At 62.9% G+C, this 17,010-nt stretch carries 11 protein-coding genes; 9 read left to right on the forward strand and 2 right to left on the reverse strand.

The genetic code is table 11. The features are described 5' to 3' along the window. Nucleotides 1–156: 156 nt before the first annotated feature. Nucleotides 157–1,395, forward strand: a complete 1,239-nt coding sequence (locus B5D13_RS00665; RefSeq protein ID WP_078686370.1) for a CapA family protein — start codon at nucleotides 157–159, stop codon at nucleotides 1,393–1,395. Nucleotides 1,396–1,636: 241 nt separating this feature from the next. Further along, nucleotides 1,637–2,665, forward strand: coding sequence for a zinc-ribbon domain-containing protein (locus B5D13_RS00670; RefSeq protein ID WP_078686371.1), 1,029 nt, complete (start codon nucleotides 1,637–1,639; stop codon nucleotides 2,663–2,665). Nucleotides 2,666–2,863: 198 nt separating this feature from the next. On the opposite strand, the gene B5D13_RS00675 is transcribed toward B5D13_RS00670, so the two are convergent. Then, nucleotides 2,864–4,333, reverse strand: a complete 1,470-nt coding sequence (locus B5D13_RS00675) for a lipopolysaccharide biosynthesis protein (RefSeq protein ID WP_143327717.1) — start codon at nucleotides 4,331–4,333, stop codon at nucleotides 2,864–2,866. A 356-nt stretch (nucleotides 4,334–4,689) separates the two neighbouring features. Here B5D13_RS00675 and B5D13_RS00680 point away from each other — a divergent pair, with 356 nt between their 5' ends. The 5 genes from B5D13_RS00680 to B5D13_RS00700 all read left to right on the forward strand — a co-directional run bounded on the left by B5D13_RS00680 (nucleotide 4,690) and on the right by B5D13_RS00700 (nucleotide 12,172). After that, complete coding sequence (locus B5D13_RS00680; protein WP_090991419.1) at nucleotides 4,690–7,383, forward strand: phosphoenolpyruvate carboxylase; 2,694 nt, start codon at nucleotides 4,690–4,692, stop codon at nucleotides 7,381–7,383. Between the two features lie 263 nt (nucleotides 7,384–7,646). Further along, nucleotides 7,647–7,931, forward strand: coding sequence for a FeoA family protein (locus B5D13_RS00685; RefSeq protein WP_306806899.1), 285 nt, complete (start codon nucleotides 7,647–7,649; stop codon nucleotides 7,929–7,931). Nucleotides 7,932–7,996: 65 nt separating this feature from the next. Beyond that, entirely contained in the window at nucleotides 7,997–8,233 is a 237-nt protein-coding gene (locus B5D13_RS00690; RefSeq protein ID WP_078686374.1) for a FeoA family protein, read from the forward strand. A gap of 103 nt (nucleotides 8,234–8,336) precedes the next feature. Beyond that, nucleotides 8,337–10,985, forward strand: coding sequence for a ferrous iron transporter B (locus B5D13_RS00695; protein ID WP_078686375.1), 2,649 nt, complete (start codon nucleotides 8,337–8,339; stop codon nucleotides 10,983–10,985). A gap of 389 nt (nucleotides 10,986–11,374) precedes the next feature. Beyond that, entirely contained in the window at nucleotides 11,375–12,172 is a 798-nt protein-coding gene (locus B5D13_RS00700; RefSeq protein ID WP_078686376.1) for a ZIP family metal transporter, read from the forward strand. A 43-nt stretch (nucleotides 12,173–12,215) separates the two neighbouring features. Here the strand turns inward: B5D13_RS00700 and B5D13_RS00705 are convergent, their stop codons facing one another. Next, nucleotides 12,216–13,217, reverse strand: coding sequence for a helix-turn-helix transcriptional regulator (locus tag B5D13_RS00705; protein WP_078686377.1), 1,002 nt, complete (start codon nucleotides 13,215–13,217; stop codon nucleotides 12,216–12,218). Nucleotides 13,218–13,345: 128 nt separating this feature from the next. On the opposite strand from B5D13_RS00705, the gene B5D13_RS00710 reads away from it, so the two are divergent. Continuing rightward, nucleotides 13,346–15,148 carry an ABC transporter ATP-binding protein gene (locus B5D13_RS00710; protein WP_078686378.1) on the forward strand — a complete coding sequence of 601 codons (1,803 nt, stop codon included), beginning with the start codon at nucleotides 13,346–13,348 and terminating at the stop codon, nucleotides 15,146–15,148. After that, nucleotides 15,148–16,890: an ABC transporter ATP-binding protein gene (locus B5D13_RS00715; RefSeq protein WP_078686379.1), complete on the forward strand. Its 1,743-nt coding sequence runs from the start codon at nucleotides 15,148–15,150 to the stop codon at nucleotides 16,888–16,890. The genes B5D13_RS00710 and B5D13_RS00715 overlap by 1 nt, the downstream gene beginning before the upstream one ends. Nucleotides 16,891–17,010: the final 120 nt, after the last annotated feature.

Consider the following 17,010-nt stretch of genomic DNA (forward strand, 5'->3'; position numbering starts at 1 on the left):
GCCCAACCGAGCCCCTCGAGACGACGAGTCCCGAGGGGCTTTTTCCTGCGCGCCCGCTCCTCCGCGATCGATGCCGCAGGGCGGACGGTCGATTGAGGTTCCGCCAGGTCGCGGATATCATGTGGGCAATGTGGCGACGGCGGGGGGAGGAGCGCGATGGGTTCCGACGGACTTGACGAGCAGAAGGGCGCCGGTCGAACGGTCCCGCGCGTTGTGCTGGTCCTGGGCACCCTTGCCTGCCTTGCGGCTCTCGCTCTGGTCGCGTGGGGATTCGCGCTGGGCCTGCGGCCGAGCCGGGACGTGCAGGCGCCCTCTGGCGAGCAGGTCGCCACGGTCTGCGAGGCCTCGCTCGCTGACGGGCCCGGCGTCGACATCAGCCTGACCATGGTGGGGGACGTGCTGATGCATGAGGGCGTCTACACCACGGGCATCCAGAGCGACGGCAGCTACAACTACGATCATCTCTTCGCCAACGTCGCCCCTCAGCTGGTGGGGCAGGACATCAAGGTGCTCAACCAGGAGACCCCTCTGGGCGGAGACGTTGCTCCACTTTCTGGATACCCCTGCTTCAACGGTCCGCAGGAGGTGGGCGACGCCGAGGCGCGGGTGGGCTTCAACGTCATCCTCAAGGCGTCCAACCACGCCATGGACTCCGGCTATCCGGCCCTCTCTTCCGAGCTGCGCTTCTGGAGCCAGAGGCATCCCGACGTCGCGGTCATCGGGGCGGCTGACCCAGATTCGGGCCAGGCGCCAGATGGCGTGCGCATCTTTCGCAAGGACGGCTTCAGCGTGGCGCTGCTGAACTACACCTACTCGCTCAACGGCATTCCCGACCCAAAGGGATCGGTCTCGATGCTGGAGGAGGGGCACGTGCGCTCCACGATGGCCTACGCTCGCGAGCACGCCGACATGGTCGTCGTCTTTCCGCACTGGGGCACCGAGTATCAGACGGAGCCCACCCAGGAGCAGCGCCGGTGGGAGAAGGTCTTTGCGGACTGCGGTGCGGACGTCATCATCGGCGCGCACCCTCACGTGCTTGAGCCCGTCGAGACGTTCCAGACCGCGCACGGCATGCGGGGGGTCTGCTTCTTCTCGCTCGGAAACTTCGTGAGCACGCAGGAGGACGGCAACCGCCAGGTGGGTGGACTTGCCAGGGTGGTGCTTCACAAGGACGCCGACGGGGCTTGCCGGGTTGCCTCCTATGAGCTTCGGCCACTGGTCACGCACCGGGGCCGTGGGACGAGCATGACGACGTACCTGCTGTCGGACTACACCGACGACCTTGCGGCGAGCGCGGGATCGATCTGCACGCCCGAATGGGTTCGGGACTACGTAGCCTCCGTCTTAGGGGACGGCTACGACCGAGAGGCCTGCGCGCTTCGCGTCGAGCTGTAGGTGACATCGTCTTGCTCGGTCGCCTGAGCGTTCGAAAATGAGCTAGAAAACTGCAGTTCAGGGGTCCATGCTGGTTCAATTGGCGAAACTTGCTAACAGATTGCACGTATCTGTCTAACAGATTGCACGTATCTGTAACACTTCGCGATGTATCCTAAGAAAACCGGGACTTCGGTCCCACACCATCTTTCCTGTCGTTTTGCGGGGGAGATGCGACCGTAAAAAGACGATAGGAGGATGCATGTATTGCAAGAAGTGCGGGGCGCAGATCGCGGACGATTCCCAGTTCTGCCCCAGCTGCGGCACCAAGGTCGACGCGGTTGCCGCCGCAGACGCTCCCGCTGCACCCAGCCCCGTTACTGGTAGCGAGACTGCCCCGGAGACGTCGCAGGCGCCTGCCGACGAGGTGGCCCCCGTTGTGGTTCCCGCTCCCGTTTCGCCCGTAGAGTCCGACGCCGCCCAGCCTGCGACCGAGGTCGCGCAGCCCTTCTCGCCTGCGCCCGAGCAACCGACCGAGGTTCAGCCGACGACCGTCCAGCCGACGACCGTCCAGCCGACGACCGTCCAGCCGACCCCGCAGCCCGCTCCCGGCGCGCCCGTTCCCCCTGTCCCCGGTGCTCCCGTGCCCCCGGCAGGTCAGGTGAACCCCGGCCAGGTGCCCGCTCCCGGTCAGATTCCCCTGAGCAGCGAGCCCAAGAAGGGCAACGGCAAGAAGATCGCCATCATCGTGGGAATCGTCGCCGTGCTGGCCATCCTGCTGTACATGGCGTTCGGCAGGCCCAAGGACACCTACTCGAGCAACGGCACGTCTGACCCCGGCCTCACCAAGATCGAGGACTCCATCGGCGACGACGACAGCAAGAGCGACTCGAAGTCGGACACCAAGACCGACACCAAGACCGACACCAAGACCGACACGAAGACGCCTGCGACCGCTGATCCCATCGTCTCCACCTGGAACATCACGGCCATCATGAACGACGGCGATGTCACCGAGACCCCCGATTCCATGATCGGCGACTCCTATCTGAAGTTCGACGCCGACAACACCGTTTACATGTACATCGGTGACGAGGGGCACCACGGCACCTGGTCCGTCGAGACCAACGACGAGAGTGGCACCACCTACACACTCGACTTCGGCGACGGCTACAAGAAGCTCTATGCCTTCTTCAACGAGGATGACACCACCGACGAGAACCTCTACGTCATGATCGAGGGCGACTCCGACTCTGGTCTGCGCTGCGTCAACGCAAACAGCGAGTCGTAAGCACGAGCTTACATAGCTCTCGCAAGGCAAGGCTGAGGCGGGGCGGGCCACATGGCTCGCCCCGCCTTCTTTTGTGGCGGCCCGCCGTCCCCATGCTGTCCTCGGTGCTTTTCCCGAACTTGAGGAGCTAGGAGGACGACGCCTCCGGAGTCTTCCCAGACGCGCCTCAAGCGGTCGTGCACGTGTTTCTACCTGCGATTAGAAGCTTGGTGGATTGAGGCGGATGCGCACGTACTGGACGATCAGCAGCGCCAGCAGGACGACCATGACCGTCACGTAGGCCCAGACGGCCCCATCGAATCCCATCGTGTTGATCAGCAGCAGCGAGGCGAGCGTCACGTAGCCAAAGCCGATGCCGTAGGCACCCGTGGCCTTCTGCTGCTGGCGCAGGACCGTGATGATCTGATAGAGGAAGTCGATGACCGCCGAGAGGCCTCCGGCGACGATCATCAGGTATTGGGCGTTGCGATACGGCTCAAAGCTGGTGCCGTAGAGAAGACCCGTAAGCGGGATGCCGATGACAGCGGCAACGACGAGGGAGGCTGCCGTGTAGATTGCGGTGCCCAGCACCACGGCGATGACTATGAGGTCGAAGCGCTTGCGGTGGTTGGGGTCCGCCCAGATCTTCGCGAGGCGCACGAGCTGGGGCTTGTACGCGAGGCTCACGACGATCAGGATGCTCTGCGCGGGGAAGTAGATGGCGTTGAAGAAGAGCTGGCTGTCGTAGCCCAGGCTGCCCTCCATCACGAACTTGGGCATCGCCTCGATGAGCGCGAAGAGGAATTGGGCCAGAAACGCGGGGAAGCACTCCCTGAACACCTCGACGATCTCGGTGAGGTCCCAGTTGCGCGAACGGGGCGTCTCGAAGAGAGTAAGGGGAATGGTTACCAGCGCCAGCGAGGCCAGCGAGGCGACTGCCATCGCGACGCTTGCGGTGGGCACGCTGTGGGTGACCAGCAGGGCAAAGGAGAAGATCACGATGACCGCCGCCGAGCGGACGATCTGCGAGACGCCTGCGAGGTAGAGCTTGTCGAACTGCTGGAGCCTGCCCTCGTAGACGTCGGCGAGGGCGTCGACCATGCGGAATGCGAACGTGCCAGCGCAGATGACGAGCATTTCTCCGCCATAGCCGCGCAGCCTGCAGTACAGGTAGCCCACGCCGAGCATGAGCGCGCACGAGGCGAAGCGCTGGATGCAGTAGGACGAGAAGGAGTCCATCTCGTCGATGTCGGACACTTGGAACGTGCGGACGCCGTAGTTGCCGATGAACTGCAGGAGGTTCGCGATGACGAAGGCCATGGAGAACATGCCCGCGCGCTCGGCTCCGACAAGTTGGGTCGCGACGATCGTGAGGATGGGGAAGAGGGCGCCCCAGACGCCGGAGCCCAGCGAGTTGTACAGGTAGTCGCGCTTGGTGTTGTGGGCACTGTACTGCGCGGTCTGGTTTGCGAGTGACCCTGAGTAGACGGCGCCGATCAGTCGGTCCCACCAGTGGTTGACCAGGCGCGTAAGCGCTCCGGTCTGCCCGGGGGACTGCCGTCCTGCCTCCGTCTGCGCGCGCAGGCGAGCCTCGCGCAGGTTGTCGGCGGGACTCGGCGTGTGAAGGGGCGCGTGACGGCGCGCGTTGGCTCCGAGCGCGCCGTTCAGCTGGTCAAGAGGATTTCTCATACTGCTCCTGCAGACTGTTTGACTGTGGTCGGGCTTCCGCCGAGCGGGATGCCGGCGGTCAGGCACTTCTCTGCATTTTAGTGTTCATGACAGCGTCGCTCCGCGTGGTTGCGACGCTGCGTAATAATGCCTTGCTTCTGTTTGCATCCGGTGAAATCTGGGTTTCATCCATGTGCCGAAGAGGTGGTGGCGTTTTTGCACGGGTATGGTAAAAGAGCTAATTCTCTGCGAAAACGATATGCCCTGGGGCATGGCGCGAAGGAGGCATTGTGTCTGAGGTCGAACGACTGACGGACGAGGTTAAGGGCAAGGCCGACGATAAGGCGGGGCTTGCGCGAGAAGAGATCGAGAACGCGATGAAGCGCTCCGCGGCGGAGACGACACTCTCTGAGTTCGACATCCCCGACGGCCTGAAGGAGAACATGACGCTCTTCCTGCGTCTGACCCGCAAGGTCATCGGCGAATACGATGAGGAGCTCTGCGACACCTTCGATGCGCTCCTGGCTGACGCCATCATGGCCAACCTCGACGAGGATGACCAGACCGACGAGGAGGTCGCAGCCTTCTCGGAGGCCGTCAAGATCATTGACGACCTTCCCGTCGAGCGCGCAACACTGCTCATGAGGGGCTTTGCCACGTACTTCCACCTGGCCAACATCTGCGAGGAGAACTACCGCGTAACCTCGCTGCGCCAGCGCGAGGAGGTCGTCCCCACCAATGCGGACTCCGACCCGATCAACGACATCACGGTCGCGTATCGCCAGCTCGTCGACGAGTGCGGCAGGGGCAAGGCGATCGCACTTCTCAACCGGCTCGAGTTCCACCCCGTCTTCACCGCGCACCCCACGGAGGCACGTCGCAAGGCCGTCGAGGGCAAGATCCGCCGCATTTCGGCCCTGCTCGAGCAGCGACCGCTGCTGGCTGGCGTCTCTCTTGCCGAGAACGAGCGCCGCATGCTTCAGGAGATCGATGCGCTGTTCCGCACCTCGCCAATCGCCCATAAGAAGCCGACGCCCGTCGAGGAGGCCGACACCATCCTCGACATCTTCGACAACACCTTGTTCGAGATGGTTCCCGAGGTCTACCGTCGCTTTGACGACTGGGAGCTGGGCGAGAAGGCCGGCACCGTGCCGCCCGTCTGCCCCGCGTTCTTCCACCCCGGAAGCTGGATCGGCTCCGACCGCGACGGCAACCCTAACGTAACCGCCAAGGTCTCGCGCAAGGTGGCCGAGAAGTTCCGCACGCACATGCTCGAGACCCTTGCCGAGGCCACGCACGCCGTCGGCCGCAACATCACGCTCGACACCGAGTCCACGCCTGCCTCTGACCAGCTCCTCAACCTCTGGAGCCACCAGGTCGAGATGAGCGAGGTTATCAGCGCTCACGCCATGGAGATCTCCGCGCAGGAGACCCACCGCGCCGTCATGCTCGTTATTTCCGAGCGTCTGAAGGCGACCGTCAACCGCACCGCGGACCTCATGTACAACTCTGCCGAGGATTACATCGAGGACCTCAAGGTCGTCCAGCGTTCCCTTGCCGCCGCGGGCGCGGTCCGCACCGCCTACGGTCCGGTCCAACGCCTGATCTGGCAGGCCCAGACCTTCGGCTTCCACATGGTCGAGATGGAGTTCCGTCAGCACTCCGTCGTCCACTCCCGCGCACTCGCCGACATTCGCGAGCACGGCCGCTGGGGCGAGAGGGGAGAGCTGCAGCCCATGACCCGTGAGGTGCTCGACACCTTCCGCGCCATCGGATCCATCCAGCGCAAGAACGGCGTAAAGGCCGCCCGTCGCTACATCATCTCGTTCACCAAGAGCGCCCAGAACGTCGCGGACGTCTACGAGCTCGCGCACCTAGCGTTCGCGCACGAGGCGGACGTCCCCGTACTCGACGTCATCCCCCTGTTCGAGCAGGTGGAGGACCTCGAGAACTCCGTGGACACGCTCAACGAGGTCATCAAGCTCCCCCAGGTCCAGCGTCGTCTTGCCGAGACCGGTCGTAGGCTCGAGGTCATGCTCGGCTACTCCGACTCCTCCAAGGACGCCGGCCCCACCTCGGCGACCCTCGTCCTGCACGCTGCCCAGGAGCGCATCGCAAAGTGGGCGGAGGAGAACAACATCGACCTCGTGCTGATGCATGGCCGCGGAGGCGCCGTCGGCCGTGGTGGCGGCCCCGCAAACCGCGCCGTCCTCTCGCAGCCCAAGGGCTCCGTCAACTGCCGCTTCAAGCTGACCGAGCAGGGCGAGGTCATCTTCGCGCGTTACGGCGACCCCACGCTGGCGCGTCGTCACATCGAGTCCGTCGCCGGTGCGACCCTGCTGCAGTCCGCGCCGTCGATCGAGTACGTCAACACCGAGACCATCGACAAGTTCTCTGACATCTCGACCGCGCTCGACAAGTACTCTCGCGAGCGTTACCTCGACCTGCTCAACACCGACGGCTTTGCAGAGTGGTTCAGCTTCGTCACGCCTCTGACCGAGATCGGCCTCATGCCCATCGGCTCGCGTCCCGCCAAGCGTGGCCTGGGTGCCAAGTCGCTTGACGACCTGCGCACCATCCCCTGGATCTTCTCCTGGTCCCAGGCGCGCACCAACCTTGCCGCCTGGTACGGTCTGGGCACCGCCTGCGAGAAGTTCGGCGACCTCGATCGCCTCCAGGAGGCCTACAAGGAGTGGCCGCTCTTTACGACCTTCGTCGACAACATCGAGATGTCTATCTCCAAGACCGACGACCGCATCGCCGAGATGTTCCTCTCGCTGGGCGACCGCGAGGACCTCAACAAGAAGGTTCTCGACGAGATGCGTCTGACGCGCAAGTGGGTGCTTGCCATCACGGGCAACAACTGGCCGCTCGAGCACCGTCGCGTGCTCGGTCCCGTCATTCACATGCGTCTGCCGTTCGTGAACGTCCTGTCCATTGCACAGGCCCGTGCGCTGCAGGCCGTCCGCACTCGCGGTGACAAGCTCACTCCCGAGGAGCGCGAGCGCTTCATCTACCTCATCCTGTGCACCGTGTCCGGCGTTGCCGCCGGCCTCCAGAACACCGGGTGATTTGCGCCCGGCGTCTTTCGGCTTCACGCATTTGCTTATGGCCCGCGTCGCCCTTTGGTGGCGCGGGCCGCTTTTGTGCCTGGGGCGCGAACGGCATCTCGCCTGCCTTTGGATCACTCGTTCGTGCGGAAAAATTAATTAGTGAAAAATGCAGCAATTGGCTTCATTAATAGTTAGCTTTGGTGTACAACTGTATCGAAGTTAGTTCACGTAAACTAACTTATGCTACTTTATCAGGCAAAAGCGTCGTTATCGGGAGGTTCATGATGGAAAGCGTAATGGAGGGCAGCCGTGCTGCCGTCGCGGGTGCGCAGGCTCTCCGTTCCGGCGCGCAGCTTCCGCTCTCAATGGTGGGCGAGGGCGAAACCGTCCAGGTGGCCAAGGTGCGTGGGACGCAGGAGGTCCGCCAGCACATGGCAGAGCTTGGCTTCGTTCCCGGAGCCACGGTCAAGGTCATCTCGCGCGTCAGCGGAGACGTACTCGTTAGCGTCAAAGGTTCCACGCTAGGCCTCAACCGCTCCACGGCCATGAAGGTCGTTACCTGCTAGCTGCCTTGACGCAACACTTGGGTTTTGTAACTGCCGGACTTCGGCATGGTTTTGAAAGGGGATTTATGTCAACGCTTAAGGACGTCAAGGTGGGTGAGAAGTGCGTCGTGTCCAAGCTCACGGGGGAGGGTGCGATCAAGCGCCGCATCATGGACATGGGGCTCACCAAGAACACCGAGGTCCTGGTTCACAAGGTCGCGCCGCTGGGCGACCCCATCGAGGTCACGGTCCGCGGCTACGAGCTTTCGCTTCGCAAGGATGAGGCTCAGTGCATCGAGGTGAGGGACGTCGCCGTAGCCTAGGCGACACGCCTCTCTTTTTTTGAAAAGAGAGTTACCTATACCTAACAAATCGTGGTTTAGCTGCGATTCTGCAATGAAACACAACGTTTCAAGGAAGGTTTTGATGGCAGACAAGACTTACATCGCCCTTGCCGGCAACCCCAACTGCGGCAAGACGACGCTGTTCAACGAGCTTACCGGCTCCAATGGTTACGTCGGCAACTGGCCTGGCGTTACCGTCGAGAAGAAGCAGGCTGACTGGAAGAAAGACAAGGGCATCGCCCTCGTCGATCTTCCCGGCATCTATTCCCTCTCCCCGTATTCCCCCGAGGAGGTCGTCTCGCGTGACTTCCTCGTCGACGACCGTCCCGACGCCGTCGTCGACCTGATCGACGTCACGAACCTCGAGCGCAACCTCTATCTCACCACTCAGGTTCTCGAGGCCGGCCGCCCCGTCGTCGTCGGTCTTAACATGTGCGACCTTCTCAAGGAGCGCGGCGACACCATCGACAGCAAGAAGCTCTCGAAGATGCTCGGTGCACCCGTGGTCGAGGTCTCCGCGCTTCGAAACAGCAACCTCGACAAGCTCATGGACGAGGCTCTGAGCGCTGCCAGGAAGGGCGTCTCGACCAAGGGCGCCCCGTGCTTCTCCGCAGAGGTCGAGGATGCGCTCTCCCAGATCAAGGCGATCGTCGGTTCCGTCGCGTCCGCCGAGCTCTCCCGCTGGTATTCCATCAAGGTGTTCGAGCGCGACGCCGAGGCCATCAAGTCGCTTGGCCTCAGCAGCAAGCAACTTGCGGAGGCCGAGAAGGTAATCGCTAAGGTCGAGGTCGACCGAGACGACGACTCCGAGTCCATCATCACCTCCGACCGCTACGACTGGATCGCCACGGTCATGGACGCCTGCGTCGTCAAGGCGCCCAAGAAGCTTACCGTGTCCCAGAAGATCGACCGTGTCGTTACCAACCGTTGGCTGGGCCTCCCCATCTTCGTTGCGGTCATGATCCTCGTCTACTACATCGCCATCTCCACCGTCGGCACCGCAGGCACCGATTGGGTCAACGACAACCTCTTCTCGGACGGCTTCTTCATCAACGGCGCCTCCCAGCAGCAGTTTGATGCCGACACCGAGGCCTGGGGTGAGAACTACTACGGTGACCAGATCGATGCGTATCTTGAGGCCGCAGACGAGAAGGGCGTGGACACCGAGGGCGTCGCCGAGGCCATCGAGGCCGGCGAGACCGACTCTGACGTCGTCACTACCTTCGAAGACAACGCCAGGGCAGCTGGTGTCGTCGCGACCGATGTCGCATGCCACGACGAGGACGGCAACTTCCTCGACGCGGACGGCGAGGCAATCACGGAGGAGGATGCCGACGGCAACCCCATCCTTGCTGACGGCCAGGAGCTCCAGACCATTGACTCCGTAGACGCAGACGCGTTTGCGACGGCTGTGGACAACCCTGCCCCCGACGGACACGACTACGACGGCTTCGTGGACTCCATCCCCAATGCCGCGACGAATGCCCTGACCGCCGCGGGTGCTTCTCCCATGGTCATCTCGCTCGTCGTTGACGGCATCATCGGCGGCGTCGGTTCCGTCCTGGGCTTCATCCCCCAGATGTTTGTCCTGTTCGTGATGCTCTGCTTCCTCGAGGACTGCGGCTACATGAGCCGTGTCGCCTTCGTCATGGACCGCGTGTTCCGTCCCTTCGGACTCTCCGGCAAGTCCTTCATCCCGATGATCGTCTCCTCGGGCTGCGGCGTCCCGGGCGTCCTTGCGACCAAGACCATCGAGAACGAGCGCGACCGTCGCATGACCGCCATGCTCACCACCATGATTCCCTGCGGCGCCAAGCTTCCCATCATCGCGCTTGTCATGGGCGTTCTCGCTGGTGGCTCTGACATGTGGTGGGTCGCCCCGATGTTCTACTTCATGGGCGTTGCCGCCATCATCGTCTCGGCCGTCATGCTCAAGAAGACCAAGCCCTTCCAGGGCGAGCCCGTTCCGTTCGTCATGGAGCTTCCTGACTACCACTTCCCGGCAATTCGCTCCTGGGCCCTGCACGTGTGGGAGCGCGTCTGGTCCTACATCAGGAAGGCCGGCACCATCATCTTCGCCGCTGCGGTCGGCATCTGGTTCCTCTCCAACTTCGGCGTATCCGGCTGGGAGGGCGGCTCCAACACCTTCGGCTACCTGCCCGCCATGGACGGTGCCCCCGACGCCGTGATGGACTTCTCGCTGCTCGCTGGCATTGGTGGCGTCCTGAGCTTCATCTTCGCGCCCCTCGGCTTTGGCAACTGGCAGGCCGTTGCCTCCACCATCTCCGCCCTTATCGCCAAGGAGAACCTCGTCTCCACCTTCGGCGTTCTCTATGGCCTTGGCGATGCGACCGAGAATTCGGTCAACATGTGGAACGGCTTTGCCGGCATGTTCACCGTCGGTGGCGTGGTCCACATCGGTTCCATGTGCGCGTTCGTTGCCTTCAACATGCTCTGCGCCCCCTGCTTCGCCGCAATGGGCACGATTCGCCGCCAGATGGACAGCGGCAAGTGGACTGCCTTCGCCATCGCCTTCGAGTGCGTGTTCGGCTGGGTCATCGGCCTCATGATTAACCAGTTCTACGAGCTGATCGTCTTCGGCAACTTCGGCTTCTGGACCATCGTGGCATTCGTCATCCTGGCGGCCATGCTCTTCCAGGTGTTCCGTCCCATGCCCAAGTGGGAGAAGGCTGACAGCAAGATTCTGAGCTCGCTTGCCCATCAGGCCTAGCAATTCTGGGGGGTACCCGGTCTCTGCGGCCGGGCACCTTCCGCCTTGCCGTTCTATCGACTATCGAGAGGAGCGCTCATGCCTGAGCTTGAGTCCATAGGCATCGCCGTGGCGGTTGCGAGCTCCTGCGTAGCCCTACGTGACATCCTGCGTCACGGGAAAGTGACGAGGTAGCTTCACCTGCCCAATCCGCGAACCATCCTCTCCGTGGGCCCCGCTTGCGCGGGGCCCCTTGTTTTGCGGAGAAGGCGCACTGTTCTCAAGATAAAGTAAGATACGGCTAACTAATGGGTATTGATAGGGTGGAGGCACCTTTTCTGGGATCCTCCGCCTACCACTGCATCGACCCGTCGCGCTTGCGACGGCAGGGAAATACTGGGGGGGATGACATGGGAGACACCATCACAACGACGGCCGTGGGTCTGGCCATTCCCTTTGCGGGGACGACGCTTGGCGCGGCCATGGTCTTCTTCATGAGAAGACAGCTGGGGAGGACGGTCAACAAGGCCCTGACGGGTTTTGCCGCTGGCGTGATGGTCGCGGCCTCGATCTGGAGTCTGATAGCGCCTGCGCTCGAGGAGTCCGTCGGCATGGGGCACATGGCATGGCTGCCCGCCTTTGCGGGCTTTTGGCTCGGCGTTCTCTTCCTGCTCCTACTCGATAGCCTCATGCCTCACCTGCACCTGGGGGAGACCGACACCGAGCCCGAGGGAATGCGATCCAGGCTCGAGAGGACGACCCTGATGGTTCTGGCCGTCACCATACACAACATTCCCGAGGGAATGGCCGTTGGGGTGGTGTATGCGGGCCTCATGTCCGGCAACACGAGCCTGACCGTTGCCGGTGCGATGGCTCTGTCCATCGGCATTGCCATCCAGAACTTTCCGGAGGGGGCTATCATCTCGATGCCGCTGAGGGCAGAGGGGGCGTCGAGGTCCAAGGCGTTTCTTGGCGGCTTTCTGTCGGGTGTCGTCGAGCCCGTCGGGGCCGTCGTCACTATCTCTGCGGCGAGCCAGCTCGTGCCGTTGATGCCCTATCTCTTGAGCTTCGCCGCGGGCGCCATGATGTATGTGGTGGTCGAGGAGCTCATTCCCGAGATGAGCGAGGGACGCCACAGCAACGTGGGCGTCATCGCGTTCTCGCTCGGCTTCACCGTCATGATGGCGCTCGACGTCGGGCTGGGCTAGGGACTTGCCGCCTGGTCGATTGGCTGCTGGTCGGGAGATGGGCCTAGCGCTGTCCGTTTCGCCACTGGCGCGGGGAGACCCCGACCTTCTCCTTGAACATCTTTGTGAAGCTTGAGGTGTGCTGGTAGCCCACCATGCGGGCGATCTCCGCGACGGGCCTGTTCGATCGCTCGAGCATTGACTCCGCCTGCCTGAGCCTTTGAACGGCCAGGTATTCGTGGATGCCCAGTCCCGTTTCCCTCTTGAAGCGCGAGCAGAGCGCAGCGCGGCTCAGGTAGAACCTCGAGGCGAGGTCGTCGATGCTGGGCGGGTCCGCAAGCGACTCCAGCAGGATAGTGCTCACGCGGTCGGAGACCTTCTCGTCACTTTCCGGGTCGTCACGGTGCTTGTCTTCGAGGAAGGTCACGAGGTCGTAGATCATCTCGAGCGCCTTTGCGCGGTACTGGAGCCTCCCGACGTCGCTCAAGGTGCCCGAGGGTGTGATGGACCTTATCGTAGAGCGCAGCTCGAGCGCCGCGTTGAGGTTTAGACCACTCGCGAAGGAGGAGTCGAGCAGCCTGACGCGCTCCTTGTCGAGACCTATCTTCTCGAAGGAGCCATCAAGGAGGTAGAGGCTGCAGCTGCAGTGGAGCGAACCCGCCTCAAGCTGGTACTCGTAAGTCGAGGGCTCGATGTGCAGCCCCATGATGTTCTCGTCCAACAGGTGTCGCATGGGGAAGATCGAGTTGGGCTGCGTCTTCGAGTAGCCCTTGCCTGCGAGCTCGGCATCTCCGCGTCCCATGCTCGCAAGAACCGAATAGGGCGTCCCCGGCGACTCGACGAGCTCCATGGGGCGATTGCACTGTATACGAAGCTGGGAGAGCATTGCGGTCTCGCCCAGCTGGGTCGCCCAAAACCACCCGCGACCAAGCTCGTTGTCAATGTAGGCCGCAACGCCGGTCTTCGCCGAAAGGGGACGGGCGCCAAACTGCTCGAGCTGGGGGTAGACAAGACTGCTGAACTTTTCCGAAAGCCCCGAGAAGGCACCTGCTAACTCTGGGTCCACAAATACCACTTTGCCTTTCGTATTGCCTTTTAGCCATTTGTTTGGATTGAGTTCGATTAATCTAACTGTTCTACAAATAAAGTTAACCTTACCTAACAGTAATGGCAACTATGACTGGGAGTTGAGGTATGACTGAAACAAAGAAAGAGAGAAATGCGTTTGCGCGCATTCTCGACTTCGCCGGCAAGAGGAGGGCGCTCACGTTCCTGGGCTGCTTTCTGACCGGTCTCGCCATGCTGCTGTCGATGGTGCCCTACGTCACCATCTGGCTCGTGGTTCGAGACCTTATTGCCGTCGCGCCGGAGTGGGAACGGGCAACCGGCGTCGTCACGTATGGCTGGCTGGCGTTCTGGTTCTCGGTGGCGGGGATCGTCGTCTACTTCGTCGGCCTGATGTGCACGCACCTCGCGGCGTTCCGCATTCAGACCAACGTGCGCAAGGAGTGCGTCAAGCGCCTGATGAATGCCCCGCTGGGCTTCTTCGACACGCACGCAACGGGTCTGCTGCGTCGTCGCATCGACAAGACGAGCGGGGAGATCGAGCAGCTCTTTGCCCACAACATGGCAGACCTTTCGGGTAGCGTGGTGATGCTCGTCTCGACCGTCGTCCTGCTGTTCGTGTTTGACTGGCGCATGGGCGCCTCCTGCATCGTGGTCGTCTTCGCGTCGTTCGCCTGCCTGACGACCATGATGGGGCCCTCGAAGAAGAGTCTGCTCGAGAGCTACCAGAGCGCTCTGGACGACATCAGCAAGGCGACGACCGAGTACGTGCGTGGCATCCCCGTCGTGAAGGTGTTCCAGCAGACGGTCTACTCGATCGCGGCGCTCAAGAAGTCGATCGACAACTACAGCATGTATGCGAACCGCTACCAGTCTGACGTGTGCGAGGTGCCCCAAAGCATCAACCTGAGCTTCATCGAGGCGGCGTTCGTGTTCCTGCTGCCCGTCACCGCTCTTCTTGCCCCGTCCGCCCTTGCGTCGGGCAACTTCGCCCAGTTCGTGAGCGACTTTGCGTTCTACGCGATCTTCTCGGCCATCATCTCGACCGCGCTCTCTCGCGTCATGTTTGCCGCGGGTGGCATGATGCAGGCTGACGACGCGCTGAGGCGCATCGAGGAGGTCGTGCAGGCCCCGCAGATCGTCAGGTCTGCCAACCCCAAGGTCCCCGAGGGCAACCGCGTCGAGTTCCGCGGCGTGAGCTTCACCTACGAGGGCGCAGCCAAGCCCGCCCTCGACGACGTCTCCTTCGTGGCCGAGGCCGGCTCCACCATCGCGCTGGTCGGTCCCTCCGGCGGCGGCAAGTCCACGGCGGCAAGCCTCATCCCGCGCTTCTGGGACGTCGACAAGGGCTCCGTCCTCGTCGGCGGCGTGGATGTGCGCGACGTCGACCCGCACGTGCTGATGGACAGGGTCGCCTTCGTCTTCCAGGACAACCGCCTGTTCAAGACCTCGATTCTGGAGAACGTGCGCGCCGCGCGCCCCAACGCCTCGTGCGAGGAGGTCCTCGCCGCGCTCTCTGCGGCGCAGTGCGACGACATCCTGGCGAAGCTTCCAAACGGCATGGACACCGTGATCGGCACTAAGGGAACGTATCTTTCGGGGGGAGAGCGTCAGCGCGTCTCCCTGGCCCGCGCGATCCTCAAGGACGCGCCCATTGTGGTCCTCGACGAGGCCACGGCCTTTGCCGACCCCGAGAACGAGGCCCTCATCCAGGCGGCCCTCAAGCGCCTCACAAAGGGTCGCACGGTAATCATGATTGCCCATCGACTGACCACCGTTGTCAACGCCGACAAAATCGTGGTGCTCGACCACGGCAGGGTTGCCGAGTCGGGCACGCATGGCGAGCTCGTGGCAGGCAATGGCCTCTACGCTCATATGTGGGCTGACTACCAGACGGCCGTTGCGTGGAAGATCACCAGGGAGGTGGCCTAGTGTTTGGCGAGAAGTTCAAGAGGAAGTTCGCCCTTACCGACCAGGGCGTGAGAAACGCAAGGCTCGGCGCGTACTGGACCGTCGCCGCCAACCTCACGTCCTTTGCTGGCATCGGCTTCCTGTTCCTGTTTGTGAAGCAGCTGATGGACGCCATGACGACCGGGGCGGAACTGCCCGGCGTGCTGCCGTACGTCCTGGGGCTGCTCGCTTACTTCGCCCTTTCGTTTCTGGTGCACCGCATGCAGTACCAGAATACGTACGGAACGGTCTACGAGGAGGTGGGCACGCTCAGGAAGGGATTGGCCGAGCGCATGCGCAAGTTGCCGCTCCCGTTCTTTATGGGGCGTGACCTTGCGGACCTCTCCGAGACCATCATGAGCGACGTCAAGACGCTCGAGCACGTATGGTCCCACGTCTTGGGCTACCTGTACGGCTCGTACATCTTCACGGCCGTCGTCGCCGTGGTCCTGCTGACGTACGACTGGCGCCTGGCGATTGCGGCACTCTGGAGCGTGCCCGTCGCGTTCGCGCTGCTCTTTGGCTCGCGCAAGATGACGGTCAAGAGCCAGGCGGAGGCCAAGGCTGCAGCCCTTGGGGTCTCCGAAGACGTTCAGGAGACGCTCGACAACGTGAGGGAGATTCGCGCCATCAACCAGGAGGAGCGCTACCTTTCCGGTTTGTTTGCCGCCATGGACAAGGCGGAGGCTAGCCAGACGATGGTCGAGCTGGGCAACGGCATCGTCATCAACGCGGCGTCGGTCATCATGCGTCTGGGCATCGCGACCACGATCATGGTTGGCGCGAACCTCATCGTCGCCGGACAGATCGACTTCATGGTCTTCTTCGCGTTCCTGCTCTGCGTCTCGCGCATCTACTCACCCTTCGACCAGTCCCTGGCGCTCATCGCCGAGGTGTTCTTCTCCGAGGTCTCGGCCAAGCGCCTCCAGGCGATCTACGACGAGCCCACGGCCGGTGGGGCCGAGTCCTTCTCGCCCAAGGGCCACGACATCGTCTTCGACAACGTCGGGTTCTCGTACGATGGCGCCCCCGTCCTCAGGGGCGCGAGCTTCGTTGCGCGCGAGGGCGAGGTCACGGCCCTCGTGGGGCCGTCTGGCTCTGGCAAGACCACATGCTCCCGCCTGGCGGCTCGCCTGTGGGACGCCGATTCGGGCAGCGTGCGCGTCGGAGGCGTTGACGTCTCGACCGTCGACCCCGAGGTGCTCCTGGGCGACTACGCAATGGTGTTCCAGGACGTCATCCTGTTCGACGACACGGTCATGGGCAACATCCGCCTGGGTCGCAGGGACGCCACGGACGAGGAGGTCCTCGCGGCGGCAAAGGCGGCCAACTGCGACGAGTTCGTGCGAGACCTGCCCCAGGGCTACGACACGATGATCGGCGAGAACGGCAGCAGACTCTCGGGCGGCGAGCGCCAGCGCATCTCCATCGCGCGCGCTCTGCTCAAGGACGCTCCGATCCTGCTTATGGACGAGGCCACGGCCTCGCTGGACGTCGAGAGCGAGACGCAGGTCCAGGAGGCCCTGTCTCGCCTGCTGGTAGGCAAGACCGTGCTGGTCATCGCGCACCGCATGAGGACCATCGAGAACGCCGACAAGGTCGTCGTCCTCGAGGACGGCCGCGTCGCCGAGGAAGGCAGGCCGTCCGACCTGCTGCAGCAAGGCAGCGGCCTCTTCCGTCACATGACGGAGCTGCAGACGCTCTCTGCTGGGTGGAGCATCTAGGCGGGAACGCGCCACGTGCTCGTTAGCCTCAAATCGGTTCTTCTTTCGGGCGGGCTGCCTGCGGGCGGCCCGCCCTTTCCGCCTTGAAACGGGCTGAGGAAAACGCTCGAGAAAACAATG

It is taken from the genome of Olsenella sp. KH1P3 (genome assembly GCF_900167315.1).
In the GTDB taxonomy this organism is placed as follows: domain Bacteria; phylum Actinomycetota; class Coriobacteriia; order Coriobacteriales; family Atopobiaceae; genus Olsenella_J; species Olsenella_J umbonata_A.

Bases quoted from the DNA above. Each gene is read 5' to 3' on its own strand.
- B5D13_RS00665 (WP_078686370.1), top strand. From the start codon at position 157: ATGGGTTCCGACGGACTTGACGAGCAGAAGGGCGCCGGTCGAACGGTC.
- B5D13_RS00670 (WP_078686371.1), top strand. From the start codon at position 1,637: ATGTATTGCAAGAAGTGCGGGGCGCAGATCGCGGACGATTCCCAGTTC.
- B5D13_RS00675 (WP_143327717.1), bottom strand. From the start codon at position 4,333: ATGAGAAATCCTCTTGACCAGCTGAACGGCGCGCTCGGAGCCAACGCG.
- B5D13_RS00680 (WP_090991419.1), top strand. From the start codon at position 4,690: ATGAAGCGCTCCGCGGCGGAGACGACACTCTCTGAGTTCGACATCCCC.
- B5D13_RS00685 (WP_306806899.1), top strand. From the start codon at position 7,647: ATGATGGAAAGCGTAATGGAGGGCAGCCGTGCTGCCGTCGCGGGTGCG.
- B5D13_RS00690 (WP_078686374.1), top strand. From the start codon at position 7,997: ATGTCAACGCTTAAGGACGTCAAGGTGGGTGAGAAGTGCGTCGTGTCC.
- B5D13_RS00695 (WP_078686375.1), top strand. From the start codon at position 8,337: ATGGCAGACAAGACTTACATCGCCCTTGCCGGCAACCCCAACTGCGGC.
- B5D13_RS00700 (WP_078686376.1), top strand. From the start codon at position 11,375: ATGGGAGACACCATCACAACGACGGCCGTGGGTCTGGCCATTCCCTTT.
- B5D13_RS00710 (WP_078686378.1), top strand. From the start codon at position 13,346: ATGACTGAAACAAAGAAAGAGAGAAATGCGTTTGCGCGCATTCTCGAC.